General features: G+C 75.0%; 24 protein-coding genes. 9 read left to right on the plus strand and 15 right to left on the minus strand.

Features of this window, described 5'->3' with window-relative positions:
- Nucleotides 1-64 precede the first annotated feature (64 nt).
- Nucleotides 65-1000, minus strand: a complete 936-nt coding sequence (locus ACFVVA_RS24060) for a hypothetical protein (protein WP_387692467.1) — start codon at nt 998-1000, stop codon at nt 65-67.
- A 282-nt stretch (nt 1001-1282) separates the two neighbouring features.
- Between ACFVVA_RS24060 and ACFVVA_RS24065 the strand changes: the two genes are divergently transcribed.
- Nucleotides 1283-2386: an NADH:flavin oxidoreductase/NADH oxidase gene (locus ACFVVA_RS24065; RefSeq protein WP_387692469.1), complete on the plus strand. Its 1104-nt coding sequence runs from the start codon at nt 1283-1285 to the stop codon at nt 2384-2386.
- Nucleotides 2387-2456: 70 nt separating this feature from the next.
- Here the strand turns inward: ACFVVA_RS24065 and ACFVVA_RS24070 are convergent, their stop codons facing one another.
- Nucleotides 2457-2984 (minus strand): hypothetical protein, encoded by a 528-nt coding sequence (locus tag ACFVVA_RS24070; protein ID WP_387692471.1) that lies wholly within the window; start codon nt 2982-2984, stop codon nt 2457-2459.
- Between the two features lie 275 nt (nt 2985-3259).
- Here ACFVVA_RS24070 and ACFVVA_RS24075 point away from each other — a divergent pair, with 275 nt between their 5' ends.
- Nucleotides 3260-3700: a carboxymuconolactone decarboxylase family protein gene (locus tag ACFVVA_RS24075; protein ID WP_380636383.1), complete on the plus strand. Its 441-nt coding sequence runs from the start codon at nt 3260-3262 to the stop codon at nt 3698-3700.
- 24 nt (nt 3701-3724) lie between these two features.
- On the opposite strand, the gene ACFVVA_RS24080 is transcribed toward ACFVVA_RS24075, so the two are convergent.
- Nucleotides 3725-4138, minus strand: a complete 414-nt coding sequence (locus ACFVVA_RS24080) for a hypothetical protein (protein WP_387692473.1) — start codon at nt 4136-4138, stop codon at nt 3725-3727.
- Between the two features lie 98 nt (nt 4139-4236).
- Nucleotides 4237-5247, minus strand: a complete 1011-nt coding sequence (locus tag ACFVVA_RS24085) for a zinc-binding alcohol dehydrogenase family protein (protein WP_387692552.1) — start codon at nt 5245-5247, stop codon at nt 4237-4239.
- 191 nt (nt 5248-5438) lie between these two features.
- Between ACFVVA_RS24085 and ACFVVA_RS24090 the strand changes: the two genes are divergently transcribed.
- The gene (locus ACFVVA_RS24090) at nt 5439-5819 is read left to right on the plus strand and encodes a winged helix-turn-helix transcriptional regulator (RefSeq protein ID WP_387692475.1); all 381 of its coding nucleotides are present in this window, start codon (nt 5439-5441) and stop codon (nt 5817-5819) included.
- A 74-nt stretch (nt 5820-5893) separates the two neighbouring features.
- Complete coding sequence (locus ACFVVA_RS24095; RefSeq protein ID WP_387692477.1) at nt 5894-6313, plus strand: hypothetical protein; 420 nt, start codon at nt 5894-5896, stop codon at nt 6311-6313.
- Here ACFVVA_RS24095 and ACFVVA_RS24100 read toward each other — a convergent pair.
- From ACFVVA_RS24100 to ACFVVA_RS24110, 3 genes are read right to left on the minus strand one after another with little or no spacing between them, the layout of a single operon-like run.
- Complete coding sequence (locus ACFVVA_RS24100; RefSeq protein WP_387692479.1) at nt 6304-6645, minus strand: hypothetical protein; 342 nt, start codon at nt 6643-6645, stop codon at nt 6304-6306. The genes ACFVVA_RS24095 and ACFVVA_RS24100 overlap by 10 nt on opposite strands.
- Nucleotides 6646-6703: 58 nt before the next feature.
- Nucleotides 6704-7936, minus strand: coding sequence for a sensor histidine kinase (locus ACFVVA_RS24105; protein WP_387692481.1), 1233 nt, complete (start codon nt 7934-7936; stop codon nt 6704-6706).
- Nucleotides 7933-8628 (minus strand): response regulator transcription factor, encoded by a 696-nt coding sequence (locus ACFVVA_RS24110; RefSeq protein WP_387692483.1) that lies wholly within the window; start codon nt 8626-8628, stop codon nt 7933-7935. Before ACFVVA_RS24110 ends, ACFVVA_RS24105 begins: the two co-directional genes overlap by 4 nt.
- A 145-nt stretch (nt 8629-8773) precedes the next feature.
- On the opposite strand from ACFVVA_RS24110, the gene ACFVVA_RS24115 reads away from it, so the two are divergent.
- Nucleotides 8774-9448 carry a M15 family metallopeptidase gene (locus tag ACFVVA_RS24115; RefSeq protein WP_387692485.1) on the plus strand — a complete coding sequence of 225 codons (675 nt, stop codon included), beginning with the start codon at nt 8774-8776 and terminating at the stop codon, nt 9446-9448.
- 236 nt (nt 9449-9684) lie between these two features.
- Nucleotides 9685-10584 carry an endonuclease/exonuclease/phosphatase family protein gene (locus tag ACFVVA_RS24120; protein WP_387692487.1) on the plus strand — a complete coding sequence of 300 codons (900 nt, stop codon included), beginning with the start codon at nt 9685-9687 and terminating at the stop codon, nt 10582-10584.
- Nucleotides 10585-10628: 44 nt separating this feature from the next.
- Here ACFVVA_RS24120 and ACFVVA_RS24125 read toward each other — a convergent pair whose 3' ends face one another.
- From ACFVVA_RS24125 to ACFVVA_RS24150, 6 genes are all read right to left on the minus strand, one after another.
- Nucleotides 10629-11294, minus strand: a complete 666-nt coding sequence (locus ACFVVA_RS24125) for a GDSL-type esterase/lipase family protein (protein WP_387692489.1) — start codon at nt 11292-11294, stop codon at nt 10629-10631.
- Nucleotides 11295-11418: 124 nt separating this feature from the next.
- Complete coding sequence (locus ACFVVA_RS24130; RefSeq protein ID WP_387692491.1) at nt 11419-12066, minus strand: hypothetical protein; 648 nt, start codon at nt 12064-12066, stop codon at nt 11419-11421.
- Between the two features lie 171 nt (nt 12067-12237).
- Nucleotides 12238-13281 (minus strand): hypothetical protein, encoded by a 1044-nt coding sequence (locus ACFVVA_RS24135; protein ID WP_387692492.1) that lies wholly within the window; start codon nt 13279-13281, stop codon nt 12238-12240.
- Entirely contained in the window at nt 13278-14216 is a 939-nt protein-coding gene (locus ACFVVA_RS24140) for a hypothetical protein (RefSeq protein WP_387692494.1), read from the minus strand. Before ACFVVA_RS24140 ends, ACFVVA_RS24135 begins: the two co-directional genes overlap by 4 nt.
- On the minus strand, nt 14213-15103 hold the full coding sequence (locus ACFVVA_RS24145) for a hypothetical protein (RefSeq protein ID WP_387692496.1): 891 nt from the start codon (nt 15101-15103) through the stop codon (nt 14213-14215). The genes ACFVVA_RS24140 and ACFVVA_RS24145 overlap by 4 nt, the downstream gene beginning before the upstream one ends.
- Before the next feature lie 64 nt (nt 15104-15167).
- Entirely contained in the window at nt 15168-16121 is a 954-nt protein-coding gene (locus ACFVVA_RS24150; RefSeq protein WP_387692498.1) for a hypothetical protein, read from the minus strand.
- Nucleotides 16122-16508: 387 nt separating this feature from the next.
- Here ACFVVA_RS24150 and ACFVVA_RS24155 point away from each other — a divergent pair, with 387 nt between their 5' ends.
- Both ACFVVA_RS24155 and ACFVVA_RS24160 read left to right on the plus strand, forming a co-directional pair.
- The gene (locus tag ACFVVA_RS24155) at nt 16509-17156 is read left to right on the plus strand and encodes a hypothetical protein (RefSeq protein WP_387692500.1); all 648 of its coding nucleotides are present in this window, start codon (nt 16509-16511) and stop codon (nt 17154-17156) included.
- Nucleotides 17153-17875, plus strand: coding sequence for a helix-turn-helix domain-containing protein (locus ACFVVA_RS24160; RefSeq protein WP_387692502.1), 723 nt, complete (start codon nt 17153-17155; stop codon nt 17873-17875). Before ACFVVA_RS24155 ends, ACFVVA_RS24160 begins: the two co-directional genes overlap by 4 nt.
- On the opposite strand, the gene ACFVVA_RS24165 is transcribed toward ACFVVA_RS24160, so the two are convergent.
- A complete protein-coding gene (locus tag ACFVVA_RS24165) occupies nt 17851-18507 on the minus strand; it encodes a class I SAM-dependent methyltransferase (RefSeq protein WP_387692503.1) in 657 nt (218 codons plus the stop codon). The two genes, ACFVVA_RS24160 and ACFVVA_RS24165, sit on opposite strands and share 25 nt — an antisense overlap.
- A 34-nt stretch (nt 18508-18541) precedes the next feature.
- Between ACFVVA_RS24165 and ACFVVA_RS24170 the strand changes: the two genes are divergently transcribed.
- Complete coding sequence (locus ACFVVA_RS24170; RefSeq protein ID WP_387692505.1) at nt 18542-18760, plus strand: hypothetical protein; 219 nt, start codon at nt 18542-18544, stop codon at nt 18758-18760.
- Here ACFVVA_RS24170 and ACFVVA_RS24175 read toward each other — a convergent pair.
- Nucleotides 18757-20190 carry a PucR family transcriptional regulator gene (locus tag ACFVVA_RS24175; protein ID WP_387692507.1) on the minus strand — a complete coding sequence of 478 codons (1434 nt, stop codon included), beginning with the start codon at nt 20188-20190 and terminating at the stop codon, nt 18757-18759. The genes ACFVVA_RS24170 and ACFVVA_RS24175 overlap by 4 nt on opposite strands.
- Nucleotides 20191-20224 lie beyond the last annotated feature (34 nt).

A 20224-nucleotide genomic window follows, 5' to 3' on the forward strand; every position in this document is an offset into this window, starting at 1 on the left:
TTTTCCCGCACCACCGACGGCGCCCGCCCGACTCGCACCGGCACCGGCGGCACCGACCGCACCGTCATGAGCCGCCGACCCCCGCGCCCCGAAGGTGTTCCAGGGTGGCGTGGTAGGCCCGCCACAGGGGGCGCGGGCCGCACCAGGCGTGGGGCGGCAGGAGGTCGTCGCGCTCCACGTCTGCGGGCAACCGGCCGGTGACGGGGGTGACCACGCGTCCGCGGTGGTGGGCGAGGTAGGTCCAGAAGCCAACGGCGAGCGGTGCGGCGGCCACGCCCGCGGGGACCGGCCAGGTCTCGCCGGTCTGCGGGTGCCGTGGCACCACGGCGATGTCCGGGAACGGGCCGGGCAGCGGCAGGCCGGGACCGGCCAGAGCCACGCGCCGGGGAGGGCGCCCGGCCGCCCGTCCCGGGGGGAGCAGTTGGTCGAGCAGCGCGTGGAAGGCCTCGGCGAGGGGGCCGCCGGGCAGGACGACGGGCGAGCCGTCCGCGGCGGCGACCAGATGGGCGAGCACCACGGCCGACTCCGCCTCCCAGCGCGGGTCCCACCGCCCCGTCTCGTCGAACGGCTCGGCGGCGCACCACCATTGGGTGAGCGCCGCCCAGTCCGCGACCGGTCGGACGGAGCCCGCGGGGACGGGGCGCACCGCGTCCGGCTCCAGCCAGGTGGCCTGCCACAGCGAGCAGTCGTCGATCCTGGTCGCGACCTTCCGGCCGCAGCCGGCGCAGGTGACGTTCGGGCCGTTGCGGCCGTCGATGCCGCAGCAGGCACCGGGTTCGCGCCGCTGGACGAGGGTGGTGCCGTGGGCGTCGCCGGGGGCGATCACGATCGAGCGGGAGGCGCTGCGGGGGTGGTCGTCGACGGCGTAGGTGCCCGATTCCATGAGGACGGGCATGGGGTGGCCGTTGCCGTAGCCGAAGCCCGCGTAGGCGGGGTACGGGACCCGTGACAGCGGCACGGTCAGTGCGTGTCCGCACCGCCCGCACGCGAAGAACTCCATGCACTCCCCTGTTCCGGCGCCGGGAGCGGTCGTGCGCGGCGCCGGTGGGTGAGTATCGCGGGCCCGGCGGCCGAAGCCAACGGGTTTTCCGCCGGACCCGGGCCCGATCCCGGACCCAACCCCGTGGCCGACCCCGGGGCGGGGCCGGCCCGACGGAGAACCCTTGCAAGTCCCTGCGTGCGCAACTATTGTTTGCGAACGTAAATGCAACTGCAAAAGTTGCACACCAGCCCTTGATTCGCCTCCGCGTCCTGGCGCCGGCCGACCCACCGGGAGTCCGACATGAGCACCTCTCTCTTCGCCCCGCTCACCCTGCGGTCGCTGACCGTCCCCAACCGCATCTGGATGCCGGCGATGTGCCAGTACAGCGCCGCCCCGAACGGGGACGCGGCCGGCGTGCCCACCGACTGGCACTTCGCCCACCTCGCGGCCCGCGCCGCCGGCGGCACCGGGCTGATCATCACGGAGGCCACCGCGGTCAGCCCCGAAGGACGCATCAGCCCGTACGACCTCGGCATCTGGAACGACGCGCAGGTCACCGCCTTCCGCCGGATCACCGACTTCCTGAAGAGCCAGGGCACCGTTCCCGCCATCCAGCTCGCCCACGCCGGGCGCAAGGCCTCCACCGAGCGCACCTGGATCGACCGCGGACGCCCCGTCACCCCGGACGAGGAGCACGGCTGGACCCCGGTCGGCCCCAGCGCTGACGCCTTCTCCCCCGCCCACACCACCCCGGACGAGCTGACCGAGGAGCAGATCGGCGAGATCGTGCGGCAGTTCGCCGACGCCGCCCGGCGCGCGCTCGACGCCGGCTTCCAGGTCGCCGAGGTCCACGGCGCCCACGGCTACCTGGTCCACCAGTTCCTCTCCCCCGCGTCCAACCACCGCACCGACGGCTACGGCGGCTCCTACGAGGGCCGCATCCGCTTCGCGCTGGAGGTCGTCGACGCCGTCCGCTCGGTGTGGCCCGAGGACCTGCCGGTCTTCTTCCGCGTCTCGGCGACCGACTGGATCACCGAGAACCCGCAGGACGGCCGCGAGGGCTGGACCTCGCAGGACACCGTCCGCCTCGCCAAGGAGCTCCGGGCCCACGGCGTCGACCTGCTCGACGTCTCCACCGGCGGCATCGTCCCCGACGCCCGGATCGAGGCCGGGCCCGGCTTCCAGGTGCCCTTCGCCGAGGCCGTGCGCCGCGAGACCGACCTGCCGGTGGCCGCCGTCGGCCTGATCACCGACCCCGCCCAGGCCCAGGACATCCTCACCGACGGCCACGCCGACGCCGTCCTGATCGGCCGCGAACTGCTGCGCGACCCCTACTGGGCCCGCCACGCCGCCGCCGCGCTCGGCGGCGAGGTCGCCACCCCCGCCCCGTACCACCGCGCCTGACGCCCGCATGCGGGTGGGGCGGGGAGCCGATCCGGTCGGCTCCCCGCCCCACGCGCGCACCGGGGACTGCTCAGGCCCCCTGTCGCCCCGAGTCCTCGGCGTCCTCGTCGTCCTCGTCGTCCACGGCCGTGGCGTCGCTCAAGTCCTCCACTCTCACCGGCCGTTGGCCTTCGAACACGACCGCGAGGCCGTAGGGGTCGCAGATCGGCAGGCGACCCTCGGCGAAACGCAGGTGCCACTCGTCGAGGTAGAAGTTGAGCTGCGGGCAGTCCAGTGGGAAGTCCTCGACGGGCAGGCCGCGGTAGGGCCGCGCCTGCGCTTCGGTGAGGCCGAAGAAGGCCGGGTCGGCCTCCACCTGCTCGCGCACGAAGCGGATCCCCGTCCCGATGTAGTGGTCGACCCTGCCGAGCACCTCGCCGACCAGGGGAAGATCGGCCCGGTCGAGGTCGTCGGTGCCTTCGAGCAGGACGGTGGCCTCGACGGGGGCACCGTACAGCGCGCTCCTGGGCGCCCGGGCCACGCTCCAGACCCTCAGCCCGTCGGGCCCCTGATCGGGGAGCAGCTGTCCGATGCCGCTGCGGAAGACGTTCGAGGACACGGCTGCTCCATCTCGCGAAACCCGGGAACGGACGGACAACGCTACCCCGGCGCAGCGCGGCCCGTCCGGTCGGGTGCGTGGTCCACAGGAAATCTTTCGGCTCCAGTAGCGCGCGGTGATGCCATTTCAGGGGGTCCTGACCGCAAATCTTCCTGTTGAGGTGGAGCTGCGTGGCGACTTGAATTGGAGTGCACTCCAAGTTCTACGGTTCCTTCCGTGGTCGCCGCCGTCGTGGTCGGCGGCCGGGAAACGGGAGAGGAGCGGCGCAGATGAGCATGTCCGCGAGTGAGGCCGAGGTCCGCCGGGAGCGTTTCGCGCACGGGGCCGAGGTGCTCGACCGGATCGACGGCGAGGCCGGGCGGCGGGTGGTGGAGTCGCTGGGCGAGGTGAGCCCCGAGCTCGGGCACCAGGTGGTCGCCTGGGGGTTCGGGGAGATCTACAGCCGTCCCGGGCTGGCGCCGCGCGAGCGGCAGTTGGTCACCCTGGGCATGCTCACCGCGCTCGGCGGGTGCGAGCCGCAGCTGGAGGTCCACGTCAACGCCTCGCTGAACGTCGGGCTGACACCGCAGGAGATCGTCGAGGCGCTGCTGCACTCCGCCGTCTACTGCGGGTTCCCGAAGGCGCTGAACGCGACCTTCGTCGCCAAGAAGGTGTTCGGCGAGCGCGGCCTCCTGCCGGTCGTGACGGACGGGCAGGAGGACCGGTCGGTCGGCTGAGCGGCAGTCGGGCCCGTCGGCGTGTCAGGCCGTGGCCGGTGGTGCTTCCTCGGGCAGCAGGTGCCGGCCGAGGTGCGCCGTGAGGAACGCGGCGATCGTCTCCGCATCGGTGGACTCCGCCGGCAGGTCACCCGGGCGGGGCCGGTGGAGCCCGATGAGTTCGTCCCGCAACCGGGCGTCGAGAAGCGGCGCCTGGTAGCGGTCGATGGTCCCGCGGTAGAACAGCCAGTTGGAGATCCTGACGGCGGGGCAGCGGCCGGACTGCGGCTCGTCCGACAGATGGCCCTCGTGCCAGGCGCCGACGTAGACGTAGTCCGCGCGCCTCAGCGCCCCGTCGAGGTTCGGGGTGGGGAGGTCCTTCAGGTTCCAGTAGCTGCGGGCCTCGGCCTCGGGTACGGGTTCCGGGAGTGCGGCGAGCCAGAGACGAAATTCGAACACCGAAGCAGCTTGGCAGATCTTCACCGGATCCGCCGTCGCCGCCGCAGCCACCGGTGGCCAGGAGGGCCCCGACCCGGCCGGTGCGCCGGGGCACCGGCTCAGAACCCGGTCAGGGTCGTCTTGCCGATCGCCGCACCGGACTCCTGGAGGCGGTGGGCCGCCCGGAGGTTGGCGGCGTTGACGGGGCCGAGGTCGCGGGTGGCGGTGGTGGTCAGGACTCCCGCGTCCACCAGGCGGGCGACCCGGTCGAGGATCCGGTGCTGCACCGCCCGGTCGGCGGTGGCGTGCAGGGAGCGGGTGAACATGAACTCCCAGTGGAAGGAGATGCTCTTGCCCTTGAGGACGCCGATGTCCAGGGAGTCGAAGTCGTCGATGGCGACGATGCCGCCGAAGGGGTTCAGGGCCTCGGCGTAGGCGGCGAGGTTGCGGTCGGTGGCGACGGTGCTGAAGACGTGGTCGAGGCCGCCGGGGGCGGCCTTCGCCAGCTGCGGGCCGAGCGGGCGCGTGTGGTCGATCACGTGGTCGGCGCCCATGCGGCGGGCGAAGTCGGCCGACTCCGGGCGGGACGCGGTGCCGATCACGGTCAGGCCGGTGAGGGCGCGGGCGAGCTGGGTGACGAGGGAGCCGACGCCGCCCGCGGCGGCGGTCACCAGCAGGGTGCCGCCCTGCTCCGGGCCGCCGGTGCCCAGACCGAGGCGTTCGAAGAGGCCCTCCCAGGCGGTCAGCGCGGTCAGCGGCAGCGCTGCTGCCCCGGCGTGGGAGAGGGTGACCGGCTTGTGGCCGACCAGGCGCTCGTCCACCGCGTGGTAGCGGGAGTTGGTGCCGGGCCGGTCCAGGGCGCCGGCGTAGTACACCTCGTCGCCGACCTCGAACAGTTCCGTCTGCGGGCCGACCGCGACCACGGTGCCGGACGCGTCCCAGCCCAGCACCCGCGGCTCACCGCCCGGGTCGGCGTTCTGCCGGACCTTGTGGTCCACCGGGTTGACGGCCACCGCCTCCACCCGCACCAGCAGGTCGCGCGGGCCCGGCCGGGGCACGGGCAGCTCGACGTCGAGCAGGCTCTGCGGGTCGTCGACCGGCAGGCTCCTGCGGTAGGCGACGGCGGGCATCGTCGCGGGGATCGCGGCCGTCCCGGGGGTCGTGGTCGTCTCGGGCATCAGAAATCTCCTCGTCGGAAGGAATGGGCGGCGCACCGCCGTCCGGGCACGTCGGCGACGGTATGCGAGGGGTGGTGGTTACCCGCAAGGACCATTGGTACCCATCGGGTACCGAAGCAGTACCCGATGGGTACCATCGGCGGGTGACGACGACCCGTACGACGAGGACCCACGCCCCCGACTGCACCGACCCCAGGTCCGTCTACGCCGCGGCCTGCCCCTGCCGCGACATGCTCGACCTGCTGGCCAACAAGTGGAGCGCCCTCGCGCTGGGCGCCCTGGAGGACGGCCCGCAACGCTTCGGCGCGCTGCGCACCCGCCTGCAGGGCGTCAGCCCCAAGGTGCTCACCCAGACCCTGCGCCGGCTGGAGGAGCACGGCCTGGTCGACCGCGAGATCCACGCCGAGGTCCCCCCGCGGGTCGAGTACAGCCTCACCGCACTGGGCGCGGACGCCTGCGTCCCGCTGGCGCACCTGCGCACCTGGGTGGAGCACAACATCGACCGCTTCCCCGGCCCCGCCTGAGCCCGGCCCGCCCGAAGCGCCCCGGGGCGAAACGCGCATGCGCTTCGGTCGGGACGTCTGCCATCCTCGGGCGCATGCCAGCCCGCAACCGCCGACTGCCGCGCGATCTGTCGTGGCCGCTCACCCCGACCGACATCCGCGCCGTCCTCGGCGCGCAGGAGGCGGAGGCCGCCCACCTGGAGTTCGGCAACCGCCCGTGGGAGGACGGGACCGCGCTGCACGTCGAGTGGGTGCCGGGCCTGTCCTCCAACCACGGCGGCGGCATCCACCCCCGGTGGTGGTACACGGTGCGGATCGGGGTCGCCCCGCTCCCGGCCTCCGAACGGGCCGCGGCCCGGCACCTCCTGCGGCAGAGCGCGCTCCCCGAACTCGCGGCCTGGATCGACGCCGCCCGCCGGGCACCGCAGACCTGGACCCTGGCCCGGCACAGCCGCTCCTGGCGGCCCGACGGCAGCGGCACCGCCCACCGCGACGACCTCCGGCCCTATGCCTGAACCGGGCCCGGCGAGGAGCGGGAACCGCCCTTCGCCCGGTCGGACCGCACCCGCGGCTGCCGTCCCGGATCACGGCCGGAACCTCGGCGCGCTCCATTCTGTGCGAGACCAGCCTGGCCTCGGTCCAGCGCCCACAGGAGGAGTTCGACCGGGGTGCCGGGGACGCCGACGGTGAGGAAGCGTCCGCCGGGGTTGGGGAAGTCGATGCGCTTCTCCAGGCCGAGTTGCTCCGTGCAGAACGTCAGGGCGCGGTCCTGGTCGGTGACGTAGAGCGTCACGTACATGAGGTCGGTGAGCACGGTGCGGTCCTTCCGGCTGTCGGTCGCTGTCACCTCACCGACGGATCCCGGCCCGGGGATGTGACGGGCGGGCGGAGGGATCTTTTTCCGGTCATCCGGCTGCGCGCGGGCCGGGCCGTTCCCGGTCGGCGGCCGGGCCGGGCAGGGCGAGGGTCGCCCGCAGGCCGCCGGCCGGGTCGGGGGCTAGGTGGAGTTCGCCGTGGTGGGCCTCGGTGACGGCGGCGACGATCGCCAGGCCCAGCCCGTGGCCGCGGCGGGCCGGGTCGGTCCCGGCGGTGCGCCCGCGTCCGCGCAGGAAGGGTTCGGTGAAGGTGGCCACGGCCTCCTCCGTCAGCCGCGGGCCGGTGTTGGTGACGGTCAGGTGCACCCGGCCGGGCCGCTCGGGGTCGGCCCCGGTGGCGACGGTGACCCGCCCGCCGGCGCCGGGCGGCAGGTTGTGCCGCAGCGCGTTGTGCAGCAGGTTGACGGCCGCCTGGCGCAGCAGGACGGGGTTGCCGGTGGTCGGGGCGGGGCGCAGGTCTGCGGTGAGGGTGATGCCGAAGGCCTCGGCCTCGTCGCGGACGGCGGCCAGCGCCTCGCCGGTGGCGGCGGCGAGGTCGGTGGGGGCGAGGTCGGGCGGGGCGTGGCCGAGGTCGGCGAGCTGGAGCAGGGCCTCGCTGATCTCGATGCCGCGCTGGTTGGTGTCCTGGAGGCGGGTGACGAGGCGGCCCCAGTCCTGGCCGGCCGGGTCGGCGGCGGCGACCTGGAGCATGGTGCGGGTGATCGCGAGCGGGGTGCGCAGTTCGTGGGAGGCGTTGGCGGCGAAGCGCTGCTGGGCCTCGAAGGAGCGCTGGAGGCGCGCCAGCATCTCGTCGAAGGCGTCGGAGAGGTCGGTGAACTCGTCGCGCGGCCCGGTGAGGGCGATGCGGTGTTCCAGGGCCCCGCTCGCGGCGCGGTGGGCGGCGCGGGTGATGTCCTGCAGCGGGCGCAGCACCCGGCCGGCGATCAGCCAGCCGCCGATCAGGCCGACGGCGGTCAGCAGGGCCAGGGCGTAGCCGCTGGCCCTGAGCAGCGAGTCCAGGATCTCCTGGCGGGAGGGGGCGTCGGAGCGGTAGCGCGGGTTGGAGGAGGTGAGGGGGTAGTTGGGGACGTAGCGCATGCCGACGTAGACCACGGCGAGGGAGAGGAGGCCGGCGGTGACGGCGAAGAGGGTGTAGCTGAGGGTCAGGCGCATCCGGGCGGTCAGGCGGCGCGGGCGGTTTCCGGTGCGGCGTCCGCCCGTGCGGGGCCCGGGGCCGGAGGGGTCGGAGGGGTCGGAGGGGTCGGGGCCGGGGTCGGGGTTCACCGCGGGGTGCCTTCCTGGCCGGGGTCGGTGGAGGGGTCGGTGAGGCGGTAGCCCACGCCCGGCACGGTCTGGATCACCCACGGGTCGCCGAGGCGTTTGCGCAGGCCGGAGATGGTGATGCGGACGGCGTTGGTGAAGGGGTCGGCGTTCTCGTCCCAGGCGCGTTCCAGCAGGTCCTCGGCGCTGATGACGCCGCCGCGCGCCGCCATCAGGACCTCCAGGACGGCGAACTGCTTGCGGGACAGGCCCACGTAGCGGCCGTCCCGGTAGACCTCCCGGCGGAAGGGGTCCAGGCGCAGCCCGGCGTACTCCAGGACGGGCGGGGCGGCCTGGGCCGGGCGGCGGGCCAGCGAGCGCAGCCGTACGACGAGTTCGGCGAGGTCGAAGGGCTTGGTGAGGTAGTCGTCGGCGCCGAGTTCGAAGCCGGCGACCTTCTCGTTCAGGCGGGCGGCGGCGGTGAGCATCAGGACCCGGCAGCCGAGGCCGCCGCGGACGATGCTGCGGCAGACGTCGTCGCCGTGGGTGCCGGGGATGTCGCGGTCGAGGACGACGACGTCGTAGCTGTGGACGGCCAGGCGCTCCAGCGCCGCGTCGCCGTCGGTGACGATGTCGCAGGCGATCGCCTCCAGTCGCAGGCCCGCCTGGACCGCCTCCGCGAGGTAGATCTCGTCCTCCACCACCAGGACCCGCACGTGCTGTTCTCCCTAGCTCTTCGCTGTTCGTACCCATTGGACCCGATGGGACCTATCGAAAACGTATCGGCCTGCGCAGACGTCCTCGCAACACCGGTTCTCCTCCAATGGTCCGGCAACGGACGAGCAACACCGGGAGGCAGGAATGGACACGACGGACACCCCGACGGGGACGGGCACGGGCACGGGGACCGGCACGGGCACGGCGGCGCGGAGCGGACGGCGGCGGCTGGCCGCGGGCGCCGCCGCGACGGCGGTGCTGACCCTGGCCGGGGCGTGCGCCGCCGCCGACCCGCCGGGCACCGAGGCCGTCCTGCGCACCCTGGCGTCCACCGTCACCGCCCAGCCCGTCACCGCCTCGCCCGCCACGACGCAGGCGTCGGCGGAGGCGGAGGGGGAGATACCCGACGGCCGGACGCTGACCCCCTCCGACACCGACTCCCCCGCCGTGGGCAACCTGGACGGGCCGCTGCTCGAGGCCCTGCAGCGGGCGGCCGTCGACGCCCGGGCCCGGGGCATCGAGATGACCGTCACCTCCGGCTGGCGCAGCAAGGCCTACCAGCAGCGGCTGCTGGACCGGGGGGTGGTCAAGTACGGGAGCCTGGAGCAGGCCCGCAAGTTCGTCAACACCCCGGAGAAGTCCGCGCACGTCAGCGGCAAGGCGGTGGACGTCGGCCCGACCAGCGCCGACTACTGGCTGATCCAGAACGGCGCCCGGTACGGGCTGTGCCAGGTGTACGCCAACGAGATCTGGCACTTCGAACTGCTCACCCCGCCGGGCGGGACCTGCCCGGCTCCGCTGCCGGACGCCGCAGGGTGAGGGGGCGCGCCGTGACGTCTTCCGTGCCGTCCGTACCGTCCGTACCGTCCGTCCCGTCCGAGACGCCCGCCCGGCCCGGCCCGCCGCGCCGGCGGCGACGGGCCGCACCGACGTGGCCGGCCGCGCCGAAGTGGCTGATCGCACTGAAGCGGCTCCTCGCGTCGAGGGGGCCGGGCGCACCGGGGCGGGGAGCCGCACCCGCGTGGCGGGCCGTGCCCCGGTGGCGGCGCGGGCGCGTGCCCGCCGCGCTCGGGCTGCTCACCGCGCTCGCCCTGGGCGGCCACCGGCTGGTGCCGGAGCTCGGTGTGGGCCTGGGCAGCCTGTGGGAGAGCGCCCTGCCGTGGAGCGGCCTGGTGGCGGTGGCGGCGCTGCTGTGCGCGGCGCTGCGCCGGGCACCGGCGGCGGCCTGCGCGGGCGGGGTGCTGGTGGCGGTGTGGGCGGCGGTGTTCGGGCCGCTGCTGCTGTCCGGCGGGGCCCCGGCGGGCGGGGCCGGCGGGCCGGGCCTGACGGTGGTCACCCACAACGTGAACGCCGCCAACCAGGACCCGGCCGGCACCGCCCGGGCGCTGCTCGCCGCGGACCCGGACCTCGTCGCGCTGGAGGAGGTCACCGACGCGGCCCTGCCCGCCTACCGGAGCGTGCTGGACCGGGCACTGCCCCACCACGCCCGCACCGGCACCGTCGCCCTGTGGAGCCGCTACCCGGTGACGGAGTCCCGGCGGCTGGTCATCGACCCCGGCTGGAACCGCTCCCTGCGGGCCGAAGTCAGCGCCCCGGGCGGGCCGTTGGCGGTGTACGTCGCCCACCTGGCCTCGGTGCGCACGACCTTCTCCGGCTTCGCCACCGCCCACCGCGACCGCGACATCGCCGCCCTCGCCGGGGCCCTGGACGCCGAACCGCTGCACCGGGTCGTGCTGCTGGGCGACCTCAACACCGCCGCCGACGACCGCGCCCTGGCCCCGCTGGCCCGCCGTCTCACCCCGGCCCGCAGCGGCTTCGGCTTCAGCTGGCCGGCCGCGTTCCCCCTGGTCCGCATCGACCACGTGCTCACCCGCGGCCTCGCCGCCACCGGCACCTGGACCCTCCCGGCCACCCCCAGCGACCACCGCCCGGTGGCGGCGAGGCTGCGGGGGTGACGGCAGGGCCCGGCGGTCGGGCCGGGACCGTGCTCCCGGCCCGGTCAGGCGACCAGGCGCAGCCAGGCGGCCGCGAGTGCGGCGTGACCGGCCGGGGTCGGGTGGACGCCGTCCGCGGACCAGTGCTCCGGTCGGGTCGTCGCGCCGAGTTCGGCGAACCTGCCGTCGGCGGCGAGCAGTTGGGCGCCGTACCGGCGGGCGAGCCTGCGCACGGCCTGGATCTTCGGGTCCAGGTCGGCGCGCCACTGCTCGCGTTCCTTCTCACCGATGAGCACCGCGTCGCCGGCCTCGACGACGCCGCGGATCGGCACGAGGAACGGCTCGACGAGGACCAGTCGGGTGCCCGCCTCGGCGAGGGGCGCGAGCAGGCGGTCGTAGGTCGCCTCGAAGCGCTCCGCGGGGATCGGGTACCCCTGCGGGTCGAGGGTGTGCCAGCCCGTGTCGTTGATCCCGACGAGGATCGACACCACGTCCGGGCGCGCGTCGAGCACGTCCGTGCGCCAGCGGGCCTCCAGGTCCATCGCCTTGTCGCCGGCGTTCGCGGTGTTCAGCCAGGTCACCGGCCGGTCCGGGTAGCGGTGGCCCCACTCGCCCGCGACGAGCAGCGGGTAGCCGGTTCCGAGGCCGTCCTCGCTCTCCCGGCGCCGGCCGTCGGTGATCGAGTCGCCGGTGAACATCACGGTGCTTCCCGGCCGGATGGTGATCGTCATGTGCGCTCCCTGGAAGAGATGGGGCAGGACCTCTTCCAAGGTGCCGGGCCGCACCGTCAGCACACCGGCGGCCGACGGCAGTCCACCGTCATCCAGCTTTCACCGGCGCCGATGTGACGTGGCGTCAGTTCGCGGGGACGGCGTCCTTGGGCAGGGTGTGCCAGTTGGTGACGACCGGCTTGTCGACCGGAGTGGTGCCGACGGGGACGCTCGCCGGGTTCGGGTCGGGGGTGCCGATGCCGATGATGACGTCGGTGTACTGGACGGCCTGGTTGCCCTTGGTGGTCTTGGCCATGATGCCCGCGTAGGCGGTCTTGGCGCCGCTCAGGGTGATCGCCTCCCCGGTGCCGTGCTCGAAGGGCCCGGCCTCGATGCCGCCGGAGCCGAACGCGATGACGGGGTGGGTGCCGGGGAGCGTGCAGGTGATGCCCTGCTTGGCCTTGGCGCTGATCAGGATGTAGCCGCCGGCCTGGCTCTCGGTCTTCGCGGTGAAGTCCAGGTCGTTGGCGCCGCAGGCCTGGCCGTACCCGCTCTTGTCGGCGGAGGGGGCGGAGGGGGCCGGGGAGGACTTGGGCGGGGCGGTCTTCGTCGGCGCGGCGCCGGCCGGGGCGGCCGTGGTGGGCGCGGCGGCGGGTGCTGCGGGCCCGGTGGCGGCGGGGCCGGTGGCGGCGGGAGCGGCGCTCGTGTCGCTGTTGTCCGGTCCGCAGGCCGTGGCGGTGGCGGCGATCGCCGCGACGGCGGCGGCGGTGAGGACGAGGCGGCGCTTGCGCATGGGTTCTCCTGCTGTCGATTTTCGGCGGTGCGTTCTCCGATGCGTGATCACCGTACGCGGGGGTCGTTCACGGGCCGGTGCGGGAAATATCCCGATCCTGTCCCAGAAGGCGCGCGGGAGGACGGCCGGGCCGGCTCCCCGGGGGGAACCGGCCCGGTCGCTGAGGCGGAGTCAGGACAGCAGGTCCGCCTGGAGGGTGACGACCTGCCGGAACGGCGCGGTGGGCACGCCGGCGGGGTTGGTCATGGTGACGACGGCGAGGACGTCGGCGGCGGAGAGGTAGGCGACGCGGGCGGTGGGGGCGCCCTTGGAGCCGGCCGTGGTGGACTCCACGGTGGTCAGGCTCATGCCGTCGAAGGTGTCCCAGTCGTCGTGGGGGGTGCTCCTGGTGTCGGCGGCGGCCTTGGGGCGGCCCTTGGAGCGCAGGTCGGCGAAGGCCCCCCAGGACTCCCGCACGGAGCCGAAGCGCAGCAGCCGGATCTGGGTGCGGGTGCCGTCGGAGGCCGTCCACTCCCGGACGGTGGCCGCGCGGCAGGCGTCCTCCAGCAGCAGGACGCGCACCTTGACCGGGTCCTGCTGGTCCTCGGCGAGCGCGTCGCAGGGCACCCACTGGCCGAACCCGGAGCCGGCGGCGGGCGCGCCGGCGGAGGCCGAGGGCTCCGGGGAGGCGGTCGGCGACCCCGAGGCGGTGGACGACCCCGAGGGGACGGCACCGGCACCGGGGGCCGGGAAGACGGGCGGGGTCAGCGAACCGCCGGCCTCCTTGGGCGCGGGCAGCAGCAGGTGGCGCAGGTCCGCGTGGTGCAGGGACTTGCCCTTGTCGTCCGGGGCGTTCTTGCCGGCCGGCAGCGGCGGCAGGGTCAGCGGCGCGAAGGTGTAGCGGCCGTCGCTCGCGGTGGCCAGGCCCGGCAGGTCGGTGCGCTCGGGCGCGGTGACGGCCAGGGCGGTGCCGGTGCCGGCGAGGACGAACACCAGGGCGGCGCCGCCCCAGCGCACCGCGGCCTTGCGGCGCAGGGCCCGGCGGGCCTCCCGCTCCGCGAGGACGGCCGGGTCCTCGGGGACGGCGACGGGCGCGGCGAGCGCCGCCAGGAGCGGATCGGGCGCGTTCTGCGGCGCGTTCGCGGGCGCGTTCTGCGGTTCGGGCGCGGGGACGTTCCCGGGCGCAGGCGCGGGCGCGCTCTCGGGCGCGGGCGGCGGGGTGGCGTGGTCGGTCATACGGACGCTCCCGGGCGGGCGAGGCGGTCGAGCTGGGCGGTGAAGAGGGCGACGATCCTGTCCTTGGGCAGCGGTGCCACGCCCTCGGCGCTCATGATCACCAGGAGGTCGCCCTCGGCGGCCGAGCACTCCAGGTAGTCGATCGGCGCGGACGGCGGCGCCGGCATCAGGTAGCAGTGCGCCTCGGGGTGGCCGGGGATCGCCGGGCCGATCCGGAACAGGCCGGTGTCGCCGGTGAAGACCGCGGTGTACTCGTTGATCCGCTGCACTTCCTGCTGGTTGAACTGGCGCAGCTTCAGGCCGATCACCAGGTCGTCCCCGTCGGCGCGGTAGGTGCGCACGCCGGTGGCCTTGACGTGCATGCTCTCCCAGTAGGAGCGCATCTTGTCGCGCTTCTCCTTGGGGAGCTGCTGGAGGTCGGCGTCCAGCTCGGCGGCCAGCTGCTCGCCGCCCAGCTCGGTGTCGTTGCCGTAGCCGCCGTCGTCCGGGCCGGGCCGGTAGCCGGCCGGGACGGGCAGCAGCAGGTCGCGCAGCGAGCCGAAGTGGCTGCCGTTGGACTTGGCGCCGTACGGCGTGGCGGTCGCGGTGGGCGTGGGACCGGTGGACGGGGCGGCGACGGTGACCGGCGCGGGGTCGTCGTACCGGGTCTTGATGATGCCGACGCCGATGACCACGCCGACCAGCGCGGCCGCGGCGGTCGCGGCGCCCGCGCGCAGCAGGCGGCGGGAGGCGGGGCTCGGACCGGCGGGTGCGGCGGATGCGGCGGATGCGGCGGATGCGGCGGGATCGACGGATGCCGCGTCGACGGACCCGAGCGGCGGAACGGACCCGCCGGGCGGAACGGATCCGATGGGCGGGCCGGTCAGGGCGGACGGGGCGCCGGGCGCCGGCTCGGGCGCGCCCGGGGCGGCGGCGGTCACGGTGTCGTCGTTCATACCAGCCGCTCCCACTGCCGCTTGGCGAGGTCCTTGAGGGTGTCGGGGTTCACCGGCTGGGGGCCGAAGACCTCGACCTTCATCTCCAGCGGGCCGCGCTTGGCGACGGCCTCGCCGAAGTAGTACTGCTCGTTGCTGTCGGCCCAGTGGTGCGGCGCGGCGTCCACCTTGTAGCCGCCGGGAGCGCCGTCGGCGAACGCCGGCAAGGTGACGGAGCGCACCTGGTCCGCGTGGTCCGCGGTGTACTGGGTCAGCGTGACGCGGTAGCGGACGTCGTCCTTCTTCCAGGCCACCTCGGCCGCGCGGCGGAAGCCGTTGGAGGCGAGTTCCTTGAAGGTGCCGGCCGCGTTGCCGTTCTCCTCGGCGAGTTCGCCGATCGACACCCAGCTCGGCTTGTCCGCGAAGTCCGCCCAGGGGGCGCTGCCCTCGGGGACGGTGATCAGCAGCTTGGTCAGGTCGCCGTCGATGGCCAGCGGCTTGGGCTGTTCGGCGGCGAGGGCGGCCGGGTCGACCGTGCCGGCCGGGTAGGACGGGTGGGCGACCTGGAGCGGCGGCAGCGGCGTGGGCGGGCGCTGGGCCTGCACGGCGTAGCCGATGCCGCCGCCGGCCAGGGTGCCCAGCACCAGGGCGCAGGCGCCCAGCAGCACGGGGCGGGGGCGGCGCGGGGCGCGCGGGGCGGGGGCGGGCTCCGCCGCGAACGGCTCGGCGGGGACGGCGGGTTCGCCGTGCTCCGGCGCGACGGGCGCGACGGGCGGCGCAGCGGGCGCGGCCGGCGGGGCGGCGGGCGGCGGCGGCGGAACAGCGGCCGCGGGCACGGCAGGCGCGGGCACGGCAGGCGCGGGCACGGCGGGCGCGGCGGGCGCCGGCTCCGCGGGTTCGGTGGTCACGGAAGTGGCTCCAGAGAAGGGGGAAGAGGAAGGGGCGGCATCGGGCGGGCGGTCGGAGCCTGGCTCAGCCGCCAGTGGTGAGCCACTCGCGCTGGCGCTTCATCAGCTCGTTCAGCAGCGCCTTGTCGGGCGTCCCCTTCACGTCGACGTCGACCGTGTACTGCACGTCGCCCTGACTGGAGATGCCGCTCATCGATCCGGTGTAGGCCTGCTGCTTGGGGGCCTGCAGGTAGCCGTGGCCGCCCGGGTCGCCGTCGATGTCGAACGGGCTCAGCGACTTGACCTCGTAGCCCTTGACGAAGTCGCGTGCCGCACCGGTGGAGCCGAACTTCAGCAGGGTGACGGTGACTTCGGCCTTGCCGTCGGCGGTCCGGTACGTCCGGGTCGCGCCGCTCCTGTAGCCGTACGAGCCGAGGATGTCCATGATGCCGTCCTGCTTGCCGAAGAGCGCGGCGACGTCGTCGTTGGTCATGGTCATCCCGTCCGCGGGACCGTAGGACTCGCCGCCGGCCGGGATGGGGAGCAGGAAGTAGCGCAGGTCGCCCTCGTGCTGGCCGTTCTTGACCGTGCCCTTGACGGTGCTGGCGGGGGCGGGTTCGGCCGGGGCGGCGGTGGGCACCGGGACGGGCGCGGCCGAGGGCGTCGCGGACGCGGTGGCACTCGCGGTGGCACTCGCACTCGCGCTCGCGGCCACCCTCGACGGGGCGGGGGCGGCCGCGGCCGAGCGGGCGGCGGGCTTGCCGACGGCGACGGTCACCGCGGCGCTGGCCGCGGTGACGGCGAGCAGGCCGGCGGTGGCCAGCGCGACGCCGACGGCGCGCGGCAGCCGGCGCGGGGCCTGCTGCGGCAGGGCGGTCGGCTCCGGCGCGGCGGTCTGCTCCGGCGGGGCGGTCGGCGTCGGCAGCGCTGCCGGCTCCGGTGCGGGCGCGGCGGCCGGCACGGGCGGCGCGGCGGCCGGCTCGGCCGGTGCCGGAGGTGCGGCGGCGGCGCCCTCGTTCTCGGGCTCAGGCTCGGGCAAGGAAATCCCCCCAGGAAGAATGCGGAATCCCACGCGCGGGCCCCTCGCGGGCACCACTGCCCCAGCGGGTTCTCCGGGAATTCCGTCACGCGTGTCGGCAGGAATTATGAGAGGCCGCCGACACCGCTGCCAAAACAGTTAACCGCCACACTTTCCCCCAATGTTCGACGAATCGGACACACCGTGATCGAACCGCAATGGGCGCTGTCCTGCGGTGATGACACTGTGTCGACACATCGATTCGAACATGGCCTCCTCCCGCCCGGGCGGCCCGTGACGATGTCGCGGTCCCGTCACCGCTCGGCACGAAGGCGCGCCCGCGGGGCCGGGGCGGCGTCAAGAACGGGCAAGGACGGGGAGAAGGACGGGAAAAAGGGGGGACGTGCCGTGACGAGGGGGGAATCCGGTCGCTGGCGGGCGTGGCCGGCCGTGGTGGCGCTCGCGGCGCCGGCCGCCGCCGGAGCGCCGGTGGTGTGGGCGTGGTCGCTGGACCGGCCGGTGGGCGCGGGGCCGCTGTGGCTGTGCGCCGCCGCACTGGCGGTGGGCGCGGCCGCCTCGGTCCGGCCGGGCCGACGAGCGGCCCGGCGGGCGGGAGGCGGCGGGGACGCGGCGGTCCGCGCGTGGGCGGTGGTGCTGCTCGCGGCCGTGTGGGGGACGGCGTTCGCGACGGCCCAGGCCGTCCACACCGTCCAGGTGCGGGCGCACGAGCCGCGCGGCGTCGCGGCGGTGGTGACGCACTGCCGGGCGACCGGCCAGCGGCCGGTGGAGGGCGGCGGTCTGGGCTCGAAGACGTACGGCTGCACCTACCGTTGGAGCGTGGACGGACAGGAGTTCAGCGAGGAGCGCCCGGTCGACGAGCCCTACCCGGACGGCCAGGAGGTCCGGGCCTGGCTGGAGGACGGCGGGCGGATGGTCACCGGCCGGCCGAGCCTGGCGGCCGTCCCGTTCTGGATCGTGCTGGCCCTGCTCGGTCTGGCCGCCGTACCGTACGCCGCCGTCCGCCTGGCCGCCCAGGTCCGGGAGGCGGACCGGTGAGCAGCGGCAGCGGGACCGGCCCGCGGTTCGCCGTCGGCCCCGGGTACGCGCTGTACCGGGGGCCGCTGGCCGACAGCGCCTTCCACCGGCACACCACCTTCCAGGTCGCCGTCGCGGGCGCCGCCCGCACGGTGGCCATCGAGGACGACACCGGGCGGCGCCACCGCGGCCCCGCGCTCGTGGTGCCGCCGATGGTGCGCCACCGGATGGCCCCGACCCGGGAGGTGCTGACCTTCTACGTGGATCCGCACTGCGCCTTCGCCGACCGGCTGCGCACGGGCTGCGGGCAAGGGGTCACCGTCGCCCCGCAGTGGCACGGCCTGACCGAGCGGGAGGTACGGCCGGACGGCGGGCTGCCCGCCACCGGGCTGGACCCGAGGCTGCGCGCGGCCATGGCGGCGCTGGCCGACCACCAGGAGCCGCTGGAGGGCCTCGCCGCGCGCGTCGGGCTGTCCCCGCAGCGCCTGCGGGCCCTGGCGCGGCGGCAGTTGGGGGTGCCACTGGCGCGCTGGCGCAGCTGGCAGCGGCTGTCCCGGGCGGCGCTGGCGCTCGGCGAGGGGTGCTCGCCGGCGCAGGCGGCGTTCGCGGGCGGATTCGCCGACCAGGCCCATTTCACGCGGTGGATGCGGGAGTTGACCGGGCTGACGCCCTCGCAGGTGCTGCCCGCACTGCGCGGGGCGGAGGGCGGGGCCGCTCAGGCGGGGCGGCGCGCGGTGTAGAGGGACATCGAACCGGTCACCGTCGCGACGGTGTCCGTCTCGCGCACGCCCTCGAAGCCCGCCTCGGCGATGAGGCGGGGCAGGATGCCGTCGGCATTGGGCTGGGTGTCCTGCTTCCCGTCGGCGAACTGGACGATCCGGAAGGCCAGGCGCATGGCCGCCGTGCGCTGCCGCCCGTAGTCGGCGATCACCAGTTTGCCGCCGGGGCGCAGGGTGCGGTGCATGGCGGCGAGGATCGCCCGCTTCATCGGAACGGGGCACTGGTGGAGGACGAGGCTGGAGACGACGGTGTCGGCCGCTTCGTCGCCGACGACCTCGGCCACCGCGTCGCCCAGGCCGGTGCGGAAGTCGGGGGTGGCGCCGGCCGCGGCGGCCTTGCGGCGGGCCAGGCTCAGCACGGCGGGGTCGGGGTCGACGCCGATGACGGTGGCCTGCGGCTCGGCGCGGTGGAGGAGGACGGCGAAGGAGCCGGTGCCGCAGCCGACATCGACGATGACGTCGCCGGGGCGGGCGGCGGCGTGCATGGCCAGCAGGCTGCGCCACAGGCGTTCGCGGGTGAGCGAGACGATGGGGTCGTAGAGGCCGAGGGCGAAGCGTCCGGCCGCGGGGGTGAAGGTGTCGCTCGGTGTCATGGGGCCAGTGTGGGCGGGTGGTTGGGGCGGGGTCTTGAACGAATCGCTCGCCCGCCGAGGCGCCCGCGGGGGCTGCGCGCGGCGCCGACGCGCCGGGACCGCCGTCGCCCAGGACCCCGGCACGATACCGACCGGCACCGAGGCGGCCTGCGTCGCCCTGGTCCAGGGCTATCTGGAGGGGGCCTACGGTGTCCCGAGCGACGAGCAGTACGCGGCCGACCGCAAGGGCTGCGACCTGCCAGTGAAACGCTAGGCGGCTTCGACCCGTCCGTGGCCGTCGGCCGTGACGGGCAGGGCGGTGCGCTCGCGGGCGGTGCGGGTGCGCTGCGGCGGGACCTGGTGTGCCGGGTGGACGTTCGCCGTGCGCCGGGCCCGGTCCTGCGGTGCGGCGGAAGGTGTCCGGGCAGCGGCGGTGCCCCGGCCGGCGGTGGTGGCGGGCTCGCCGGCCGTGCCGAGGGAGACGAGGAGGTCCCGGATGCGCAGGCCCAGGTGCAGGGTCATGCGGTCCGCTCCGCTGTCCAGGTCGAACCCGGTGATCTCCTGGATCTGCCGCAGCCGGTAGTGCAGCGAGGTGCGGTGGATCCGCAGGGCGTCGGCGGTCCTGGTCGTCGATCCGGCGTGGTCGAGGAAGCAGCGCAGGGTCTCCGCCAGGCGGTGGCCTCCGCTGGATTCCAGCAGGGTGTGCAGCGGCTTCGGGAGGAGTGACGTGTTCAGGGCGTGGTCGGGCAGTTGCAGGAGCACGGCGAGTTCGCCGAGTTCCTCCCAGGAACCGATGTCGTTCAGGGCGGGTATCCGGCGTGCCGCGCGCACCGCGACGAGCGCCTGTTCGTAGGAGGCCCGGGCGCAGGAGAGGCCGCTGTGGTGGCCGCCGATGCCGATGACGGGAGCGGCCGAGGCGTCCAGGCGGGTGCCGAGGATGTCCAGGATGTGCCGGGACTGCTCCCGCAGTGCTTCGGTTTCCAGCGGCCGGTCGGCGAGTTGCAGCAGGACGACCCGGTCCGGGGCGACCGCGAAGGCGCCGTGGGCCGACCGGGTGCGCCGGAATCCCTCCAGCGCGCCGGAGAGCGCGGCCGCCACCTGCCCGGGTGACGCCTGGCAGCGCACCGCCTGCACGACGCTGACCACCGCGTGGGGGGCGTCCGGGAGCAGCCCGTCGTCCAGGATCCGATGGCGGGACCCGGCGCGGGTGGCGGGATCCGGGTCCAGCAGCGACAGCAGGAGTTCCTGTTCCCTGGCCCGCTCGGCGTCGGCCAGGAGGTGGTCGGCGTACAGCTGGCCGACGATGGCGGGCGTGGCCCGGGCGATGGCCTCGGTCTCCTCCGGGGCCAGGGTGGCGTCCGGGGCGATGACCATCAGCAGGCCGAGGAAGTGGCCGCGTTCGCGCAGCGGTACGCAGTAGCGGGGTTGCAGTCCGAGATCGTCCCGGCCCTGCAGGAACCCCGGCCGGGGCCAGCGGGTGACTCCCTGGTCGAGGACGTGGCGGGAGACGTCGCCGCTCGCCCGTCCCTGGAGGAGGCTGTGGACGCGGGCCCGGTCCGCGTCGCCGAAGTGCCGGCTGGCGCGGACGCCCCGGACCAAGGAGTCGGCCACGGCCACGGACCGGCCGAGCGACTCCGCGAGTTCCTCGATCAGCTGTCGCAGCGCGGCACTGCCGAGGGGGGCTCGCCGCCGTTGTTCGGTCATGGCAGTCCTCATTCGTGGTCGTCCCGGTGCGGCG

This window comes from Kitasatospora sp. NPDC058048 (assembly GCF_042885555.1).
Taxonomy (GTDB): domain Bacteria; phylum Actinomycetota; class Actinomycetes; order Streptomycetales; family Streptomycetaceae; genus Kitasatospora; species Kitasatospora lactacystinica.

Bases quoted from the DNA above. Each gene is read 5' to 3' on its own strand.
- ACFVVA_RS24095 (WP_387692477.1), top strand. From the start codon at position 5,894: ATGCCAGCCCGCAACCGCCGACTGCCGCGCGATCTGTCGTGGCCGCTC.
- ACFVVA_RS24065 (WP_387692469.1), top strand. From the start codon at position 1,283: ATGAGCACCTCTCTCTTCGCCCCGCTCACCCTGCGGTCGCTGACCGTC.
- ACFVVA_RS24115 (WP_387692485.1), top strand. From the start codon at position 8,774: ATGGACACGACGGACACCCCGACGGGGACGGGCACGGGCACGGGGACC.
- ACFVVA_RS24165 (WP_387692503.1), bottom strand. From the start codon at position 18,507: ATGACACCGAGCGACACCTTCACCCCCGCGGCCGGACGCTTCGCCCTC.
- ACFVVA_RS24135 (WP_387692492.1), bottom strand. From the start codon at position 13,281: ATGACCGACCACGCCACCCCGCCGCCCGCGCCCGAGAGCGCGCCCGCG.
- ACFVVA_RS24060 (WP_387692467.1), bottom strand. From the start codon at position 1,000: ATGGAGTTCTTCGCGTGCGGGCGGTGCGGACACGCACTGACCGTGCCG.
- ACFVVA_RS24140 (WP_387692494.1), bottom strand. From the start codon at position 14,216: ATGAACGACGACACCGTGACCGCCGCCGCCCCGGGCGCGCCCGAGCCG.
- ACFVVA_RS24175 (WP_387692507.1), bottom strand. From the start codon at position 20,190: ATGACCGAACAACGGCGGCGAGCCCCCCTCGGCAGTGCCGCGCTGCGA.
- ACFVVA_RS24075 (WP_380636383.1), top strand. From the start codon at position 3,260: ATGTCCGCGAGTGAGGCCGAGGTCCGCCGGGAGCGTTTCGCGCACGGG.
- ACFVVA_RS24125 (WP_387692489.1), bottom strand. From the start codon at position 11,294: ATGACGATCACCATCCGGCCGGGAAGCACCGTGATGTTCACCGGCGAC.
- ACFVVA_RS24130 (WP_387692491.1), bottom strand. From the start codon at position 12,066: ATGCGCAAGCGCCGCCTCGTCCTCACCGCCGCCGCCGTCGCGGCGATC.
- ACFVVA_RS24085 (WP_387692552.1), bottom strand. From the start codon at position 5,247: ATGCCCGCCGTCGCCTACCGCAGGAGCCTGCCGGTCGACGACCCGCAG.